Source organism: Marinoscillum luteum, from assembly GCF_044005705.1.
Taxonomy (GTDB): domain Bacteria; phylum Bacteroidota; class Bacteroidia; order Cytophagales; family Cyclobacteriaceae; genus Marinoscillum; species Marinoscillum luteum.
Genome location: NZ_JBIPKE010000018.1, coordinates 179,176 through 198,647 on the forward strand (window position 1 = coordinate 179,176; position 19,472 = coordinate 198,647).

Annotated in this window: 9 protein-coding genes; 8 read left to right on the forward strand and 1 reads right to left on the reverse strand. The window is 47.2% G+C overall.

The features are described 5' to 3' along the window. Positions 1-33 precede the first annotated feature (33 nt). The 4 genes from ACHKAR_RS14445 (at position 34) to ACHKAR_RS14460 (ending at position 6,384) form a co-directional block, all read left to right on the forward strand. A complete protein-coding gene (locus tag ACHKAR_RS14445; protein WP_395418051.1) occupies positions 34-2,538 on the forward strand; it encodes a glutaminase domain-containing protein in 2,505 nt (834 codons plus the stop codon). A 29-nt stretch (positions 2,539-2,567) separates the two neighbouring features. Further along, positions 2,568-4,004 carry a glycoside hydrolase family 125 protein gene (locus tag ACHKAR_RS14450; RefSeq protein ID WP_449566851.1) on the forward strand — a complete coding sequence of 479 codons (1,437 nt, stop codon included), beginning with the start codon at positions 2,568-2,570 and terminating at the stop codon, positions 4,002-4,004. A gap of 149 nt (positions 4,005-4,153) precedes the next feature. Next, positions 4,154-5,059, forward strand: a complete 906-nt coding sequence (locus tag ACHKAR_RS14455) for an ROK family protein (RefSeq protein ID WP_395418053.1) — start codon at positions 4,154-4,156, stop codon at positions 5,057-5,059. Continuing rightward, the gene (locus tag ACHKAR_RS14460; protein WP_159582392.1) at positions 5,056-6,384 is read left to right on the forward strand and encodes a sugar porter family MFS transporter; all 1,329 of its coding nucleotides are present in this window, start codon (positions 5,056-5,058) and stop codon (positions 6,382-6,384) included. The genes ACHKAR_RS14455 and ACHKAR_RS14460 overlap by 4 nt, the downstream gene beginning before the upstream one ends. Positions 6,385-6,486: 102 nt before the next feature. Here ACHKAR_RS14460 and ACHKAR_RS14465 read toward each other — a convergent pair whose 3' ends face one another. Further along, positions 6,487-10,578, reverse strand: coding sequence for a hybrid sensor histidine kinase/response regulator transcription factor (locus tag ACHKAR_RS14465; protein ID WP_395418054.1), 4,092 nt, complete (start codon positions 10,576-10,578; stop codon positions 6,487-6,489). Between the two features lie 194 nt (positions 10,579-10,772). Between ACHKAR_RS14465 and ACHKAR_RS14470 the strand changes: the two genes are divergently transcribed. The 4 genes from ACHKAR_RS14470 (at position 10,773) to ACHKAR_RS14485 (ending at position 19,415) form a co-directional block, all read left to right on the forward strand. Then, a complete protein-coding gene (locus ACHKAR_RS14470; RefSeq protein WP_395418056.1) occupies positions 10,773-12,776 on the forward strand; it encodes a glycosyl hydrolase 53 family protein in 2,004 nt (667 codons plus the stop codon). A 338-nt stretch (positions 12,777-13,114) separates the two neighbouring features. Continuing rightward, a complete protein-coding gene (locus tag ACHKAR_RS14475; protein WP_395418058.1) occupies positions 13,115-16,108 on the forward strand; it encodes a SusC/RagA family TonB-linked outer membrane protein in 2,994 nt (997 codons plus the stop codon). 17 nt (positions 16,109-16,125) lie between these two features. Next, on the forward strand, positions 16,126-17,682 hold the full coding sequence (locus tag ACHKAR_RS14480; RefSeq protein WP_395418060.1) for a RagB/SusD family nutrient uptake outer membrane protein: 1,557 nt from the start codon (positions 16,126-16,128) through the stop codon (positions 17,680-17,682). Positions 17,683-17,699: 17 nt separating this feature from the next. Next, on the forward strand, positions 17,700-19,415 hold the full coding sequence (locus ACHKAR_RS14485) for a SusE domain-containing protein (RefSeq protein WP_395418062.1): 1,716 nt from the start codon (positions 17,700-17,702) through the stop codon (positions 19,413-19,415). Positions 19,416-19,472: the final 57 nt, after the last annotated feature.

Genomic DNA, 19,472 nt, shown 5'->3' on the forward strand with positions numbered 1-19,472 from the left:
CTATTGATAAAATATCGACCAAAAGCTAAAATTATGTCCAATACATTTTTAAACCGTTTATTAGTATTTGCAATCACAGGCCTTGTTCTGGCTGCTTGTTCAAAGCCGGCTGAGCCACCAAAAGAGGAGGCGGGCCTGGAATTCAGAGCACCTGCTTATCCTTTGATCACTATTGACCCATACACCAGTGCCTGGTCTACTTCAGATCAGCTTTTTGACAGTCCGGTCAAACACTGGACAGGAAAAAACCACTCCCTGATCGGTGCAGTGCGTGTAGATGGCAAGACCTATCGCTTCCTCGGCAAAGAGGAGATTCCTTTGCAGCCTGTGCTCGCCAATGCCAAATATGAGGCATGGGATGGCACCTATGTGAACGAGGCACCCGCGGCTGGGTGGGAGCAGCCGGAGTTTAATGATGCTTCGTGGAAGTCTGGAAAGGGTGGTTTTGGAACCCCAAATACCTACCATGTAAAAACCGACTGGTCCACCAGAGAAATCTGGGTCCGTAGGGAATTCACACTATCCGATTTAGGTTCCGGGAAGCTATACCTCAACTATTCACACGACGATGATTTTGAACTATACATCAACGGTAAGGAGGTGGTGAACACTGGCAACCGCGCGAAGCAAAACATCACAATAGCGCTGGATAAGAGTCTGTTGAATGTCAATGGCAAAAACGTGATTGCTGCTCATTGTTTGGACAGAGGAGGCCTGGCTTATGTTGACTTTGGAATCTTCAAAGACAGTGAGAGGAAGCCGGTTTTCGGTCAGGTAGCTCAGCAGACGGGTGTGAAAATGACTGCTACACAAACTAAATATAGTTTCACTTGCGGGCCAGTTGACCTTTTGGTTGAGTTTGTGTCACCTTTGGTGATCGATGATCTGGATTTGCTTTCCCGACCGGTTAACTACATCAACTATCAGGTGGTGGCCAATGATGGCCAGTCTCACGATGTGAAAGTATACCTGGAGGCTACTCCGGAGTGGGCAGTGAATGAACTGAACCAGGAAGTGACCATCAATTCGGGCAAGGTGGGGAACGTAAACTTCCTGAAAACCGGAACAACAGAGCAATCAGTGCTGGGTAAGAAGGGTGATGATGTACGTATCGATTGGGGGCATTTTTATCTCGCGTCAGAGCAATCAGCCAGTAAAACATTTGCATTTGGTGATTTTTCAGAAGTGAAAAAAATCTTCTCCGAAACAGGAGAAATTCAGCCTTCAGGTTCAGAGACCAAAGCAGTCATGGCCCAATCAATGCCTGTATTGGCTTTCACCGATGATTTGGAATCGGTATCCTCCAGCCCCGTGAGTGGCTATGTGATGCTTGCCTATGACGACATTGAATCCATCCAGTACTTTGGTGACAATCTGAAAGCGTGGTGGACAAAAGACGGTCAGGTGAGTTTCGATCAGGCGTTGACCTCAGCGGCTACGGGTCACGATCAAACGATGACTACCTGCGATGAATTGGATGCTAAAATTTATCAGGATGCCAGGCAGGCGGGTGGTGAAAACTATGCCAGGCTATGTGTGCTTTCTTACCGTCAGTCCATTGCGGCTCACAAGCTGGTAAAAGATACTAAAGGTGAAATTTTGTTTCTTTCCAAAGAGAATTTCAGCAATGGATCTATTGGTACGGTGGATGTGACATACCCATCTGCGCCATTGTTCCTGGCATACAACCCTGAATTGCTCAAGGGAATGTTGAATCCTATTTTCTATTACTCCGAAAGCGGCAGGTGGACGAAGCCCTTTGCAGCGCATGATGTGGGGACATATCCGCAGGCAAACGGCCAGACTTATGGTGGTGATATGCCAGTGGAAGAAAGTGGCAACATGCTCATTTTGGCTACCGCCATTGCCAATGCTGAAGGGAATGCAAAGTACGCGGAGCAGCATTGGGATGTATTGACCACCTGGGCTAATTACCTGCTGGAGAATGGGCTTGATCCGGAAAATCAGCTATGTACGGATGACTTTGCAGGACACTTTGCGCACAACGTCAACCTTTCGGCAAAAGCGATTATGGGCATAGCGGGTTATGGAAAACTGGCCGAAATGCTGGGGAAGAAAGAGATTGCCGAAAAGTATACGGCTCAGGCCAGGCAGATGGCCCAGGAGTGGATCAAAATGGCTGACGATGGGGATCATTTCAAATTGACTTTTGACAAGGAGGGAACCTGGAGCCAGAAGTATAATTTGGTTTGGGACAAATTGCTCAATCTGGGCATTTTCCCCGCTGAAGTAGCTCAGAAAGAGATTGCCTATTACTTAACCAAGCAAAATGAGTACGGCTTGCCGCTAGACAATAGGAGAACCTATACCAAGGCTGACTGGGTGATTTGGACTGCCACTCTAGCCAATGATCAGGCGACTTTCCAAAAGTTCATCGATCCGGTGTATGATTATGTGACCGAAACGCCAGATCGTGTGCCAATGAGTGACTGGTACGAGACACCTAATGCTCATCAGGTGGGCTTCCAGGCCCGGTCTGTAGTAGGCGGTACATTCATCAAAGTGCTGGACAAATAATTCGGTTAATCATTCTAGAATCCAAATACATGAGTAATAGAAGAGATTTTATAAAGACGGGCACCATAGCCATGTCTGGATTGGCCATGGTGCCTCCTAACAGCTTGTTTGGGATGTTTCAGGCTAAGGAATGGACGACCAACCGGCCCCCTTTGGCAGAAAGAAACTTTACTTCTAAGATGGTGGATAGGACCATTTTGGAGACCAAAAAGAAGATCAAAGACCCTAAGTTGGCCTGGTTGTTTGAAAACTGTTTTCCCAACACACTGGATACCACAGTGGAGTATGCCGAGAAAGATGGAAAGCCGGATACGTTTGTCATCACCGGAGATATCCACGCCATGTGGTTGCGGGATTCCACGGCACAGGTTTGGCCCTATCTCTCGCTGGCCAGGAAAGACAAGCACCTGCAGAATTTGCTGAGGGGTGTTATTCATCGCCAGACACAGTGTGTGTTGCTGGATCCATATGCCAATGCTTTCAACAAAACGACGGAAGACGAAGTGCACTGGATGAGCGATGATACGGATATGAAAGCAGGTCTTCATGAGCGCAAGTGGGAAATTGACTCGCTGGCCTACACCGTTCGTCTGGCTTATCATTACTGGAAAGTGACTGGTGATGATTCTGCTTTCGATGGGGATTGGCAGCAAGCGGCAAAACTGATCGTGAAGACATTTAAAGAGCAGCAGCGAAAAGCGGGTGTCGGGCCGTACAGATTCCTTCGTAAAAGCGAACGGCAGTTGGATACCCTCTCCAATGAAGGTTTAGGACGTCCTTTGAAGCCTGTTGGATTGATTAATTCGTCATTCAGACCGTCAGATGATGCCACTACTTATGGCTTTCTCATTCCTTCCAACTTGTTTGCGGTGGTGTCTTTGCGACAAATCGCCGAGATCAATGACCACATCAAGGGGGCTGCATCCTTCGGTCAGGAGTGTAGAGCTTTGGCTGATGAAGTGGAAGGAGCCATTAAAGAATATGGGGTGGTCAATCATCCCAAATATGGGAAAGTATATGCTTTTGAAGTAGACGGGTTTGGCAATCACACTTTTATGGATGATGCCAATGTACCTAGTTTGCTGGCACTGCCGTATTTGGGGTTGGTAGAAAAGGATGATGTGATCTATCAGAATACAAGGAAATTGATCTGGAGCACGGATAATCCTTATTTCTTTAAAGGAACTGCCGCTGAGGGGATCGGTGGACCACATGTGGGCTATGATATGATCTGGCCTATGAGTATCATCATGCGCGCCCTTACCAGTGCAGAGGATGATGAGATCAGGTGGTGCCTGAGGACCCTTCGTGATACCGATGCGGATACGGGATTTATGCATGAGACCTTTCATAAGGACAACCCAGAGAAATTTACCCGATCATGGTTTGCCTGGGCCAATACCCTCTTTGGGGAGTTGGTGCTCAAGCTTGTGACTCAGGGTAGAGAAGACTTACTGTTGGTTTGATTGTTAGGTAGGTTTGAGCTGTCGGGTCACTTCTGCTGATCTGGCAGCTCTTTAAACCCTTTAATGCTGAGTGCACGATCGCACATTTTTCATACTCAACTAATAGATCAGAAAATCCGTGCTTCACTGGCCGGAAATATCAATCAACTATGATAGAAAGGAAGTCACGTATAGTGATGGGAATGGATGTAGGCGGATCACATGTGACAGCCGCTTTGGTGGACCTGGATGCCCATGTTTTCCTTCCGGATTCACAGTGCAGATTGGACCTGGATTCCCAACGCCCTGCCGATTACATTTTGGAAGATTGGCAAAAGGTAATTCAGACGTGTTATCGTCAATACCCGGATTTGGAGCGGCATATTGGGATGGCCATGCCTGGGCCTTGTGATTACGACTCAGGTGTCTGTATGATCAAAGGACTGAATAAATACGGTAATCTGTATGGGTTAAACATTCCCGAGGCCCTGTCGCAGACTTTGGACATACCGGATGAAAATGTTGTAATGACCAATGATGCGGCTTGTTTTCTCCAGGGGGAAATGGCTATGGGAGCAGCCCGGGATAGCCAAAGCTCCATCGGTGTGATACTTGGCACCGGCTGTGGTACTGCCAGGCTGCAAGGGGGGATAGGTTGTGATGCAGCGCTGTGGCAGTTGCCCTTCAAAAATGGGATTGCAGAAGATTATCTATCCACTCATTGGTTCAAAACCCGGTACAGGGAGTTGGGTGGAGCGGATATTGGCGGAGCTAAAGATCTGGCACTTAGTTATCAGGCTGATCCCATTTCCAGAACCGTATTTGAGGAGTTTGCTCAAAACCTGGGTGATTTTTTAGGCATTTTCGTCAAAATGGAGCGTGCTGATTCTATTGTGTTGGGGGGTAATATTATGAAAGCGGGGAATTTGTTTTTCCCTGGTGTAAAGGATAGGCTTGCATCTCTTGGTGTCAATATACCCATACACCTATCCACCCTTGGCGAAGATGCACCCGTCGTAGGCGCGGCTGTGGCCTACGAAAAGAAAACTGTTAATCATTTTAACTATCAACCATGAAAGGAAAATTAATATTTGCGGCGCTCGCTGCGTCATTGTCGGGATTTTTGTTTGGATTTGATACGGTGGTCATTTCAGGGGCGAACCTCCCTATCAAAGAACTTTGGAATACTTCAGAGTGGTTTCATGGCACTTTCATTATGTCGATGGCGCTGTGGGGTACTGTGGTCGGGGCGTTACTGGCGGGGTTTCCTACTGATCGTCTGGGAAGACGCTCTACGTTGATATGGATAGGCGTGTTGTATTTTGTATCTGCCGTGGGGAGTGGTCTAGCTCCTGATCCGTATACATTTTCACTGTTCAGGTTTATTGGAGGATTAGGTGTGGGAATCTCCTCTATTGCAGCACCTACTTATATATCGGAGATCTCTTCGGCGAGCAACAGGGGCAGGCTTGGTGCGCTTTATCAGTTCAATTTGGTGCTGGGGATTCTGGTGGCTTTCATTTCCAATTACCTGCTTCAGGGAGTGGGAGGCGAAAACGACTGGCGATGGATGCTGGGGATAGAGGCGCTACCAGCGCTATTCTATACCATCATGGTGTTTGGGGTACCCAGAAGTCCTAGATGGTTGGTTTTGTATAAAAACAATACCACCGAAGCGTTCGAAATCCTGAAGGGACTGACAGGATCAGAGGAGCGTGCCCAATCTATGCTGAAGGACATAGAGGAGGATCATCAGCGTACCGCACATGATACCTCTTCGGTCTTCTCTGCCAAATATAAACGCCCGCTGATTTTGGCTTTTCTGATTGCCTTCTTCAATCAGCTTTCGGGGATCAATTTCATCCTCTACTATGCTCCGGAAATATTGGTGAAAGCAGGGTTCGGAGCTTCGGATTCATTGCTGAGCTCTATTTCCATTGGGGTAATCAATTTGATATTCACTTTTGTGGGGATGTCCCTGATTGATCGGGCAGGAAGAAAACAACTGATGTACATTGGATCTGTAGGTTACATCATTAGCTTGTTTATGGTGGCTTATGGTTTTTACACAGACTCCAGTGCCATTTTCAAACTGGTATTTATCCTGACGTTTATTGCGTCTCACGCCATAGGCCAGGGTGCTGTGATCTGGATATTTATTTCTGAGATTTTCCCCAATCGCGTGCGGGCTTATGGTCAGGCCTGGGGCAGTGGAACCCATTGGGTTTTTGCAGCTTTGATTACCCTTTTCGGATCAGTTCTGATCAATTCATTTGCTCCCTGGGTCGCTTTTGTATTTTTCGGGTGCTTTATGGTCTTGCAGTTGCTTTACACACATTTTATGATGCCCGAAACGCGAGGTAAAAGTTTGGAGAAACTGGAGGAAGAGCTAGTCAATTGACCGTTATTTCAGCTAATAGTCCGGGCACTTCCCTAGAAAGAAGTGCTTGGGCGCTTCAGATTTTTTTATCAAATAGGACTTTTAACCCGCCCTTTCTTGGGGTCAGATATCCAGAGATTTATCTGATGCACTTGCCCGCTCGCGCTGAAACTCCTTGGGGGTCATGCCAAACTCCGCTTTGAAGCACTTGGAGAAGTATGAGGCACTGGAAAATCCCACTTTGTACATGGTTTCAGAGACGTTCCCTTCATTGTTTTCCAGGAGCAGAGAGGCTTTTTTGATACGGTATTTTTTGATAATGTCCTGAGCAGAGAGATTGGTCAGAGCCTTCAGTCTCCGATAAAGATGTGTGGAACTCATCCCTATTTCCTTGCTGATGTTTTCTACTCCAAAGTCAGGCTCACTGATGTTGGCCTCTATGAGGTCCATCACTTTTTTCAAAAACTTATTGTCCTGATTGTCTTTGGTTTCGGGCGTGTCCTGACTGACTACCAGCTCATTGCGAAAGTAGCTCGTGAGTTCCTTTTTTCTGTGGATGAGGTTGTTCACGTGTGCCTCCAGTAGTTCTATTTCGAAGGGCTTGGTGAGATACACATCTGCACCTTTTTTTATCCCTTCCAGGCGATTAGATGGCATACTCTTGGCAGTGAGTAAGATGATGGTAATATGGCTCGTTTTGGGGTTTTCCTTCACTTTTTCGCATAAGGTCAGTCCATCCATCACTGGCATCATGATGTCTGAGATAATGACCTCAGGCATGAAGTTGTTGGCTTTTTGCAGTCCTTCTTCCCCATTCTGTGCCACTACAAAATTGAATTTGTGTCCCAGGCTTGTGCGTATGAAATCAATGATGTCCGTGTTGTCCTCAATGATTAGCACCATGGGCTTGTCAGAGTCCAGGTCCAGATGGTATGGCTTGGCCCCTTCCTGGTGGGCATAGAGTGAGCGTGTGGCCCTCAGGTTGATCTCTTCATCCTGCACAGAATCTATGGGGAAGTGTGTCTTGCCAAGCGGAAGCTGCACGGTGAAGGTAGTACCTACTCCCAGCGTACTTTCCACAGTGATGGTGCCGTGGTGCAGGTCTACATACTCTGCGGCCAGTGTGAGCCCTATGCCCGTGCTGGCATCCATTTTTCTCCCTGCCTTGGTCTGGTAAAACCTTTCGAATACTCGTGTTTTGTCGGCTTCTGAAATGCCCACACCCGTATCACTCACTCTGAATTCAAAAGCTCCTTCCTTAAATGGAGGTGAGTCTTCCAGTATCCTCAGCTGGAGCGTAATGGAGCCTCCCGCGTGGGTGAATTTGAAGGCGTTGGAGAGGAGGTTGAAAAGTACGGTCTCAATCTTTTCAGCATCTACCCAGACCCGGTGCTCGTCATGTGAGCTTTCGAAAGAAAAGTGGATTTGCTGTCGTTCGGCCTGGTCGGTGAAGAGCACGAACACCTCCTGGCAAAACTTGACCAGATCCACCGGGGCCACTTTGATTTGCAGGGTTTCATTTTCGAGTTTATTGAAATCGAGTATTTGATTGACCAACCGAAGCAGGCGCACAGAGTTCTTTTCAGCCAGAGCGATGAGTTTGGTGCTTTGGGTATCCAGATGACCTTTTTTTTGAATTTCATGAATGGGTGGCAAAATCAGGCTGATCGGTGTTCTCAGTTCATGAGAGATGTTGGTAAAAAACTGCTCTTTAGTTTGTTCTATTTCCTCCGCGTGCTCTTTTTCCATTCGAATGATCCTGAGTTCGTTTCTCAGATGTACCCTGCTGGAATAGAACCGCAGCGAATAGAAAATGGCCAAACTCCCCAGAATGACATACAACACAAAAAAACCAGTGCTCAGCAGGAGTGGAGGCTTTACGGTGAGTCCCAAACTGGCCATGTGGGTACTTTCCACGCCATAGTTGTTGGAGCCTTTTACTTTGAAAGTGTACTTTCCGGCAGGGAGGTTTGAGTACACGGCAAAGTTTTTCAAGCCTGATACGTAGTTCCATTCTTCATCAAGCCCTTCCAGCTTATAGGCAAAGACATTCATCGCCGGCTGCCAGAAGTGAAGGGATGAAAACTCAAAAGTGACCGATCGCTGCTCATATTCCAGGGTAAGGTCCTGAGTAAACGCCACATCACGTTGTAGCAGCACTTCCCCGTCTATTTGGTCATTGATGCCTACACTTCGGTTGTTGATTTCAATGGCGGTGATGTATACTTTGGGGTCAAAAAGATTGGGATGGGCTTTTCCCGGAGCAAACCGAATGTAACCATTGTCCCCACCAAATATGATCTCCCCATTTTGGGTCCTGGCAGCGCATCCATAGTAGAAGCTTTTCAGCGGCAAATCTTTGTCCAATGGGTAGTGTTCTATCTCTCCTGTGGGTGGTGAAAGCCTCTGCAGTGAGGTGTTAGTGGTGCTCCAGATGTTACCTGCTTCGTCTTCAATGATGCTGCTAACGATCTCGTCACTGCCTGTCACTACCTGATGAAACACGCTCCGGTTTTCTTCAGGTATGTATTGCACCAGTCCGTTGAGTGTTCCTGCCCATAGGTGTCCTTTTTTTGAAAAATAAACACTGTAGATGGTTTGTTTTCCGGAGGCTTCACTAAATGTACTGATGTGCTCTTTGGTAAGGGAAGCGGTATCTGCACGAAAGAGTTCGTCGTATTCGATCACCCATAGGGCACCATTTCCAAATACATTCTTGGCTGATCCGGCTTCCAGGTCAGGTATGGGCCTGAAGAGTAATTCCTCAAGGGTTTGAAGGTTTCCATCAACCTTGTAAAGACCGCCTTCCCAGGCACTCACCCAAAAGGCACCATCGGCACCTTTGGTAAACTTACCAATATAGTTAGAGCTCAGTCCATTGTGCTGATTGGCGGTGATTGCATGCATTTGTTCATTCGCCTCATCCCAGATGTTGATGCCCCCGGCAGAGCCTATCCATATATGGCCGTACAAATCTTCCTCAAGTGCAAAGACATTGTTCAACAGGAGCCGGTGTTTGGAGTTGATATCTAACACTTTTTTGGTGCCGCTTTCCGGATTGATGCGAATGACGCCATCCTGAGTGCCCAGCCAATAGATACCCTTGGAATCTATCAAAATGGTTTTTACCTGGTTGCCGATGAGCTGATCCTCTACTGTGTGCGAAATTTCCTGATATTCATAGAAGCTACCATACTGGTTGATCCGGCTGAGGCCATTGGAGGTCACCAGCCAGAGCACCCCACTTCGGTCTTCAAATATTTGCCAGATCACATTGTTGGCGATGGAGTACGGAAGCTGGGGATTGTGAAAATGTACGGTATTCGTTTCATACTCAGGGTCGAAAATATTCAGGCCAAAATCAGTGCCCAGCCAGAGGTGATTATTCTGGTCAGTAAATATGCACTTGATGACATCATTGCTGAACTGGCCCTGCCCGTTGTACCTTTCTGCCTTTCTGCTGGCTATGTTCACCTGAAAAAGACCGGTCTCTGTGCCTACCCACAGCAGAGAATCCGGATGTGCTTTCTGAACCTGAATGTCCAGGATCAGGTGGTTTTTTATGCCCGGTATATTTTTTTGCGGAAGAGGGATAGTGATAAACTGATCCTTACCTTTTGGGAGGATATTGAGCTGGTCATACGTGCCCACCCAAAGGGTCCCGTGATGATCCTCGTGGATCGTACGGACGGTATTATGACTTAGTCCATTCTGTTGGTTGTTATAGACCAGGTACTGCTGGCTGGTGGGGTCATATCGGATAAGTCCATTGCCTGTGCCTACCCAAAGTGCATTGTCTTTACCCTTGAAGAGTGCCCGGATGGCTGCAGGCTCCCCAAGGTTGATCCTGGTGATCTCAAAGGTTTTGATGTTGATTTTGCAAAGGCCACTCCAGGTGCCTACCCAAATATGTTCTCCATCTGCCAGCAAAGTGCTCAGTTCGTTTGAGGGTAGGGAATTACTAAGCTCGGTTTTTTTGAATACCCTAAACTTATAGCCATCATATCTGGCCAACCCAGATCCGGTGGCCACCCAGATGAAATCGTGCTGATCCTGTGCGATGGAAGCAATGATGTTAGAAGGAAGGCCGTCTCGCATGGAAAGGTTTGAGAAAAATGAGATGGTCTTTCCGTGCGCGTTTATTGGAAGGATTGCCAGGAGGGCAATACTTATCAGAATATGAAAGGCATATAGAAGAGGTCTACTTCGAGTCATAATCCGGTGCCGGAGTTTAGTCGTATTTTCCAAATCTCTTAATAAACAAGTCTATCGCACTTCGTTTTTGACAAAACATTAAAATGATGGTCGAAATTTAATGGTATTTGCAAGATGGTTGTTCAGACGTGATAGGTGATCAGGATAATTTTATTCCCATCAATTCTATACTATAAACCAAACAACCAAAGACCATGAAAACAAGTTTTACAACTTTACTAACAATCCTGATCTATTTGAGTGTGAATGCTCAGACCTTTTACAAAGGTGTGGATCTTTCGTATGTCAATCAAATGGAAGACTGTGGGGTGATCTACTATGATGCGGGCACTGCCGGAGATCCCTTTCAGATCATGGCGGACCATGGAGCGAATATTGTCCGGGTTCGCTTATGGCACACTCCCGAAGCATGGGCATCTTTTCCTTCCTCATATTCTGGCTATAACGACGTGGTGACTACCATCACCCGAGCCAGGTCCAGCGGTATGAGCGTGCTCCTGGATTTTCACTATTCCGATACCTGGGTGGATCCGGGTAAACAGGCGATCCCTTCTGCCTGGGCTTCACTGGTCAACAATACCTCTGCGCTGGAAACCAAAATGTATGATTATACTTTTCAGGTATTGAGTGATCTGGATCAGCTCGGTCTCATGCCGGAATTTGTGCAGGTGGGAAATGAAACGAATGGGAGTATGTTGTTTCCGGAAGGTGCCAACATCTATCCTATAGATTGGAACAGGCAAAGTGCCATCATCAATGCTGGGATAGCAGGGGTGCGTGCTGCCGGTAATAATTCTACAATCCAACCCAAGGTGGTACTCCACATCGCCAACCCTGTGCACGGTGATGGCTGGTTTGGGTCAGCAGTCGCCAATGGTGTTACAGATTTTGACATTATGGGATTCTCGCTTTATCCGGAATGGCATGGTGGTAATATTGGACAGACGGGAGACATAGTAGAGTATCTGCGCACCACTTACAACAAGGATGTGATGCTGGTAGAAGTAGGCCTGCCCTGGACAGATGCTTCTAACGATGCTGCTGGCAATATACTGAGTCAGATGCCAAGTGGCTATGGAGTGCCCAGCCCGGCCGCTCAGAGAAATTGGCTGGTGGATATCACCACTGAAGTGCATAACAGAGGTGGAATAGGAGTCATCTACTGGGAGCCGGCGTGGGTATCCACTGGCTGCGATACAGAGTGGGGTACAGGATCACACTATGAGAATGCCACGTTCTTTGATTTCAATAATGAGTTGATAACCGATGGAGGGGTGCAGTTTTTGGAGCAAAGTTATGGAGCCGGGGTGAACAATGTGACGTTCTCAGTAGATATGACCGGAGTAACAGGCGCCAATGGCGCTTATGTGACTGGGAACTTTACAGGCAGTGGCAGCTGGCAGATCATCCCGATGGTGAATGAAGGAGGAAATATCTATACCTATTCTACTTCCATACCAGTGGGTACCATCGGAGCCTATTATTTTTTGAAGAACAATACATGGGGTGATCGGGAGACTGTACCTGCTGAGTGTGCTTTGCAATGGGGGACTGATCGGGAGTATACCATTCAGGCAGGTCAGAATGTATTGGCTTTCCCATGGGGGAGTTGCACCCCAATGACTGAACGAACTGTTACTTTTCGAGTGGATATGACGGGAGTGAATGGAGCTCAGGGCGCCTATGTGACTGGAGACTTCACCGGTGCCAGTTGGCAGATACTGAGCATGACCCATGAGGGAAACAACATCTACTCCTACACCACCACGATGGAAGAGGGTGCCACCGGGGGTTATTACTTCCTCAAACGAAATAAATGGAGCTTTAGGGAAACAGTCCCTTCAGAATGCGCTTTGGCTTATGGCACAGACCGACAGTATACCATTACTGGCACCAACAATACATTTGCATTTGGGTGGGGAAGCTGTGACCAGGCATCAGCCAGAGTGGTGACTGGCATTGGGCTTCCATCAGAAAACCAGGAACTCAGCGTATATCCCAATCCGGTGGCGGATGTTCTCTATTTGAAAAACAGCAGTTATCGGCAGTATAGTCTTATGAATTTAAGTGGCGCCACTTTACTTTCAGGTACCTTGAGCAGGACTGATCAGATCAGTATGGATGGCTTGCCCAAGGGAATATATATCCTGCGGCTGACAGGTGTAGACACTGAGGTCATTAGAGTTGTTAAAGAGTAAGCACCGTAAATCGGAGTGTTCAAAGAGCCAGGTGAATTGTTCATCTGGCTTTTTTTTAGTTCGTTACGCCCATGTTATTGAGTACACCGAGTTGGTCTGGAGATGACAAAATGATTAAACCATTTCAAAATTGAATTTTCCAGTTTTCGAGTGATACATTGTCAAAGTATCACCGGCGAAACTTATCCAGATCGCTCTAATTATAGATTATTCAATGGGATGTATGGAAAGTGCTAGTTTTTGTAAGATGATTTTTCCTGCGTCACTAGCCCTCCATCTAAATTTATCGAATCGAAATCAATCTAAAACTGAAAACATTCTTACCTAATTGATGGCCTATGAAAAAGTATACACTTCTAATTATTGTTACACTGGTGAGTTGCGCCACACTCTGGGCCCAGCAGTCAGTCTCCGGGCAGGTGAAAGATGCCGATGAGGGATTTGGCCTGCCAGGGGTGACAGTGCTGGAAAAAGGGACTAATAATGGAACGATCACGGATGTTGATGGCTATTATACAATCACGGTGGCAGAGGGTGCCGTCCTTACCTTTTCATTTGTGGGGTACCAAACCCCGGAAGTAGCAGTAGGTAATCGCACAAACATTAGTGTGAATATGGAGACTGACCTTACTGAGCTTTCGGAAATTGTGGTGATCGGGTACGGTCAGGTTCAGAAGTCTGATCTTACAGGGGCTGTGGCTTCTGTGCAGGCCAAAGACTTCAATAAGGGCGTACTTACTTCCCCGCAGGATTTGCTTGTTGGGCGTATCGCAGGTGTGCAGGTGACTACCAACAGCGGAGCACCGGGTAGTGCTGCTACCATCAGGATCAGGGGCGGGTCCTCCTTGAGTGCCAGCAATGATCCGTTGATCGTGATCGATGGGTTTCCGGTGGATAATACCACCATTAGCGGACTTTCAAATCCGCTCTCCACCATCAACCCAAGCGACATTGAGTCCTTTACTGTACTAAAAGATGCTTCTGCTACAGCCATCTATGGAGCCAGGGCTTCCAACGGGGTGATCATCGTCACAACCAAAAAGGGCCAGAGCGGAAAACCGAAGTTTAGTGTGAGCAGTCGCACCTCGGTCAGCACACCTATCGCCTATGTGGATGTACTTGATGGAGATGAGTATCGCACACTGGTGAATGGTCTTCATGAGGAAGGCTTCAGCGGGATCAACGATGCAGCACTTAATAGATTAGGCACAGAAAATACAAATTGGCAGAAAGAAATCTATCAAACTGCGATCTCTCAGGATGTGAATGTGAATGCTTCAGGAGCAATCAAGGATATCCCTTTTCGGGTATCCTATGGGTATACGGATCAGGAGGGTATCCTGAAAACGACGTACATGAAACGCCACTCTATCTCGGTGAATACGAATCCTTCGTTTTTCAACGACCAACTGAAAGTAAACCTGAATGTGAAGGAAACACTGGCCAACACGGGATTTGGAGATCAGGGTGCTGTGGGTGCGGCAGTCAATTTTGACCCGACTCAGTCTGTCTATGCGGATAATACCAAATATGGGGGATACTTCGCCTGGACTACAGAAAACCTGCCCGATGGCACTATGGATCCTGATGGTCCGGCCAATACCTTCAGCAGTAACCCTGTGGCACTCTTAAAGCTCCGGAACAATGTCGCAGATGTCAACCGACTGATCGGGAATATTCAGTTTGACTATGCCCTGCCATTTTTGCCTGGGCTCAGTGCCAACCTGAACCTCGGGATGGACAGATCCAATACAGATGGCATTGATGATGCCCTGCCGGGCTCCACGTGGACCTACCGCGACTACACGGGGGAAAATGGCCGCTTGTTGGACTATGACGCCACCAATTCTTCTGAACTCCTGGATTTTTACCTGAAGTATAAAAAGGACTTTACGGATCATCAACTGGAATTGACTGGTGGATATTCATACCAGCATTTTCAGCGGGAAGGATCCACGTTTAATAGAAACGGAGATCAAACCCAGGTGGTAGAAGATTCACGATATATCAATGAAAATTTTCTGATCTCCTTTTTTGGTCGGTTGAACTACATTTTCAAAAACAAATACCTGTTGACTGCTACATTGAGAAATGACGGATCTTCCCGATTCACAGGAGAAAATCGTTGGGGACTGTTTCCTGCCTTGGCAGCTGGCTGGAAAATCAGCGAAGAAGGTTTCATGTCTGCGGTTCCTGTAGTGTCCAATCTGAAACTGCGCCTGGGCTATGGTGTTACCGGTCAGCAGGATGTTACTTCCAATCAGTATCCGGCACTTCCTATTTATCGCGAAAGTATTGGTGGAGCTTCCTATCAGTTTGGGGACACTTTCGTGAATACGCTCCGGCCGGATCCTTATGATGCCAACATCAAATGGGAAGAGACTACTACCTACAACGTGGGCGTGGATTATGGCTTCTTTGATGACCGGGTTTACGGGTCGGTAGAACTTTACAAGAGAGAAACCAGAGACCTGATCAACAACATTCCCATTGCGGCCGGTAGCAACTTTTCAAACTTCCTGATTACCAATGTGGGGAATTTGGAAAACGAAGGAGTGGAAGTGACTCTGAATGTACGCCCTGTACTGAAGCCTGATTTTACATGGAATATAGGTGTAAACTTTACTCACAATACCAACCAGATCACCAAACTCACCAAAACGGACGATCCTGATTATCAGGGAGTGGCTGTAGGTGCGATCAGTGGGGGTGTGGGCAATATGATCCAGATCCACACCGTTGGCTACCCTGCCAACTCCTTTTACGTCTTTCAGCAGGTATATGGGACAGATGGACAGCCGTTGGAAGGACTCTATGTGAACCGAACAGGGGAAACAGGTGCAGTCACCAGCAATGAGCTCAACAAATACCATTATTACAGCCCGGCTCCTGAGGTACTGATGGGATTCAATTCCCGTGTGGCTTACAAGCAATTTGATTTTTCATTCTCCAGCAGATTGAGTCTGAATAATTACGTCTATAACAATCTGCAGTCCGGAGGGGTGCTGAGCGGGCTTTATACCACTTCAGGTGGGGGATATTTCAATAACATCACTGCCTCTGCGGCGAATCGGGGATTTACCAATCCGCAGTATTGGTCAGACACCTTTGTGGAGAATGCCTCGTTTTTCAAAATGGATAACATAAGCCTTGGCTACAGCCTGGATAAGCTTTTCACGGATGCGATTAAGCTGCATGTGAGCTTAACGGTACAAAACGCATTCATCATTACCAACTATGATGGTCTGGATCCTGAAGTGAGCGGCGGAATAGACAATAACATCTATCCGCGCCCACGTACATTTCTTCTGGGTCTAAATCTGAGTTTTTAATCTAAAGCATTTACGAAATGATGAAATCATATCATAAAATATCAATACTTGCCCTGCTCACGATCATGATGTCGGGCTGTTTAGGTGATCTGGAAGTGGAGCCGATAGATTCCAATCTGATCACATCTGCCAATGTGTACAAGACCACTGCTGACTATAAGAAAGGTCTGGCAAAACTTTATGCAACGTTTGCCCTCAGTGGTCAGCAGGGTCCTGCAGGCCAGCCGGACATTGCCGGAATTGACGAGGGATTCGGTAACTACCTGCGTCAGTATTGGAACTGCCAGGAATTAACCACCGAAGAGGCCGTGATCTCCTGGAATGATGCCACGATCAAAGACTTCCATGCTCAGACCTGGTCTCCCACTGATGTATTCATAGGGGCCATTTATTCCAGAATCATGTATACCGTGGCGCTGAGCAATGAGTTCATCAGGGCTACTGATGGTAATTCCGATCCTGATATTAGCAAATTTCATGCTGAGGCCAGGTTTCTACGGGCACTGGCATATGGTCATGCGATAGATATGTTCGGCAACCCTTCATTTGTTACCGAAGCAGATTTGCCTGGGGCTTTCTTTCCGGAGCAGATTTCCAGAGCAGATTTGTTTGCTTATGTAGAGTCTGAGCTGATCGCCATAGAGTCTGATTTGGGAGATCCAAAGTTTGAATATGGGCGTGCCGATAAGGCAGCGGCCTGGATGCTACTGGCCAAACTGTACCTCAATGCCGAAGTGTATATAGGGGAACCCAAATTTACTGAAGCGATAACCGTTCTGACCAAAGTCTTTGGGGGCCCTTATTCGATATCTGATGATTACAGACACAATTTTGTGGCGGATAATAACACCAGCCCCGAGCTTATTTTCCCAATTACTTATGATGGCAATAACACCCAGTCGTTTGGGGGAATGGTCTATCTCATACATGCACAGATAGGTGGGACTATGTCAGCTTCGGAGATGTTTGGCACAGGAGATGCCTGGGCGGGACTCCGAACTACCTCAGCCTTGGTCAATAAATTTGATCTGGACAATGACGCACGGGCCTTGTTTTGGACTGATGGCCAATCTCTGGAAATCAACGACATAGGAGTGTTTTCAGATGGGTATGCCATTACCAAATTTCGAAACCGGAAATTGGATGGCAGTCTCTCCGAGTCCAACCACAATGTGCACGTAGATACTGACTGGCCTATGTTCAGACTGGCGGATGCCAACCTGATGTATGCTGAAGCAGTACTCCGGGGGGGCACCGGAGGCTCAAGAGCAGAAGCGCTTAGCCTTGTGAATGAGCTGAGAGAGAGAGCTTATGGGGATGCCTCAGGCAACATCACTGATGCCGAATTGACCCTCGATTTTATTCTGGATGAGCGTGCTCGTGAGTTGTTCTGGGAAGGTCACAGAAGAACCGATCTGGTTCGGTTCGGCGTATTTACCGGAGGCAGTTACTTGTGGCCATGGAAAGGCAATGTAAAGGAAGGCAGAGCCACTGAGACACACCGTGACTTGTTTCCGATCCCATCAGCGGAGTTAGGGGCCAATCCGAATCTTGAACAAAATGATGACTACTGATCTAAACTGAGAAAATCATGAAAAATATTAAAATATTAGTCGCTTTTCTCATGGTCTTCATGGGCCTCACTGCTTGTGAAGAGGAGATGGAGAAGGCGATGATCAAGCAGGAGATTACTGCCAATTCGCTCAATGAAATGTCTTCGGCAGACTATACCCTCACTTTCGAATCCAGGAGTGAAGTGTTTGAGGAATTTGCCTGGACAGCACCCGATTTCGGGTTTGAGGCTTCTATCACTTATACACTCCAGATGGATACCGCAGGTGGAAGTTTTGCGAAGCCTTTTAGCTTCCCTACTACCCAGGCACTCACCGTATCACCTACGGTCAATGCCGTGAATGCGGCCCTGTTGGGTATGGGGCTGGACCCGGATGTTGCTGCTGAAGTTCAGTTTAGAGTGATGTCCAGTGTCAATCCAAATGTAGCTCCTGTTTATACCAATGTGGTATCAGCAAATGTTACACCCTATTTGGCCACATTTCCTCCTATCTATATCATAGGAGATGCCCAGGGATGGAATCTGGGTAATGCGCTCGAGGTTACCAGCACAGGTCCCGGCACATACGAAGCTGCCGGTTTATTTCAGGCGGATGGCAAATTTCGATTTTTTGCTACGCCCTCCTGGGATGCTGAGCAGTGGGGCTGGAGCTTTTTTGAAGGGGGTACTGTAGCCAGTGAGTTGGCCAGTGGAGAAGATGGGGACTCAAACTTTCTGTTTGGAGGAACCACTGGTGTTTACAAAATATCGGTCAACCTTAACGCGAAAACCATTACCCTGGAAGAAGGTGAATTACCCACACTCTTTGTGATAGGAGATGCTCAGGGCTGGAATCTGCAGGCGGCACTGGAACTTACCTTTCTTGGCGGTGGTAAGTTTGAAGGCACAGGTACTTTTCAGGATGGCGGGTATTTCCGTTTCTTCGAAAAAGCAGACTGGGCAGCCACCCAGTATGGGTATAGCTACTTCGATGGAGGTACCATACCGGCAGAATTCACCGATGGAGGTGATGGCGATTCCAACTTTATTTTTGCGGGCTCTACCGGCGAGTACACTGTCTCCGTGGATTTGAATAGTAAAGAGATTAGCCTGGAAGTCGCTACACAGTATCCAGCGGCCCTATACCTGGTAGGTGATGATCAGGGGTGGTCATTTGCTAATTCGCCTACTTTCACCAATTTGGGTGGTGGTGTGTACGAAGCTGAGGGCGTAAACTTTACCAAGGAATCTACTTTCAGATTTTTTGAAGAAGCTGACAACTGGTCAGATGATTTTGGTGCAGGATTCTTCACAGGTGGGATAGATGATGAACTTGCGGCAGTTGGCGATAATGATGACAACTTCTCGTTCGTAGGAGAAAGTGGTCTATACACGATTACGGTCTCTTTAAGTGATATGAGCATTGTGGTAGAGCCTTATTCTGCTTATCCTTCTTCACTCTATCTGGTGGGCGATGACCAGAGCTGGACCTTTGCCAATTCACCCGTATTTAGCTCATCCACTCCAGGTGTATTCGAAGCGACTGGCGTGACTTTCACGAACGGGTCCACATTCAGGTTTTTTGAGGAGCTGGATAATTGGAGTGATGATTTCAGGTATGCCTATTTCACAGAGGTGTCATCGGACCTGGAGGCAGCAGGCGATAATGATGATAACTTCAAATTTATTGGGACAGACGGGGCTTTCAATATCACAGTAGACCTCACCACCAAATCAGTTCAATTATCACAGTAAAGAATACCGAGCCACTCCGGAGTGGCTCGGTAATCATGAGATTAAATTAGTATGAAT

Bases quoted from the DNA above. Each gene is read 5' to 3' on its own strand.
- ACHKAR_RS14460 (WP_159582392.1), top strand. From the start codon at position 5,056: ATGAAAGGAAAATTAATATTTGCGGCGCTCGCTGCGTCATTGTCGGGA.
- ACHKAR_RS14485 (WP_395418062.1), top strand. From the start codon at position 17,700: ATGAAAAATATTAAAATATTAGTCGCTTTTCTCATGGTCTTCATGGGC.
- ACHKAR_RS14470 (WP_395418056.1), top strand. From the start codon at position 10,773: ATGAAAACAAGTTTTACAACTTTACTAACAATCCTGATCTATTTGAGT.
- ACHKAR_RS14480 (WP_395418060.1), top strand. From the start codon at position 16,126: ATGATGAAATCATATCATAAAATATCAATACTTGCCCTGCTCACGATC.
- ACHKAR_RS14475 (WP_395418058.1), top strand. From the start codon at position 13,115: ATGAAAAAGTATACACTTCTAATTATTGTTACACTGGTGAGTTGCGCC.
- ACHKAR_RS14445 (WP_395418051.1), top strand. From the start codon at position 34: ATGTCCAATACATTTTTAAACCGTTTATTAGTATTTGCAATCACAGGC.
- ACHKAR_RS14465 (WP_395418054.1), bottom strand. From the start codon at position 10,578: ATGACTCGAAGTAGACCTCTTCTATATGCCTTTCATATTCTGATAAGT.
- ACHKAR_RS14450 (WP_449566851.1), top strand. From the start codon at position 2,568: ATGAGTAATAGAAGAGATTTTATAAAGACGGGCACCATAGCCATGTCT.
- ACHKAR_RS14455 (WP_395418053.1), top strand. From the start codon at position 4,154: ATGATAGAAAGGAAGTCACGTATAGTGATGGGAATGGATGTAGGCGGA.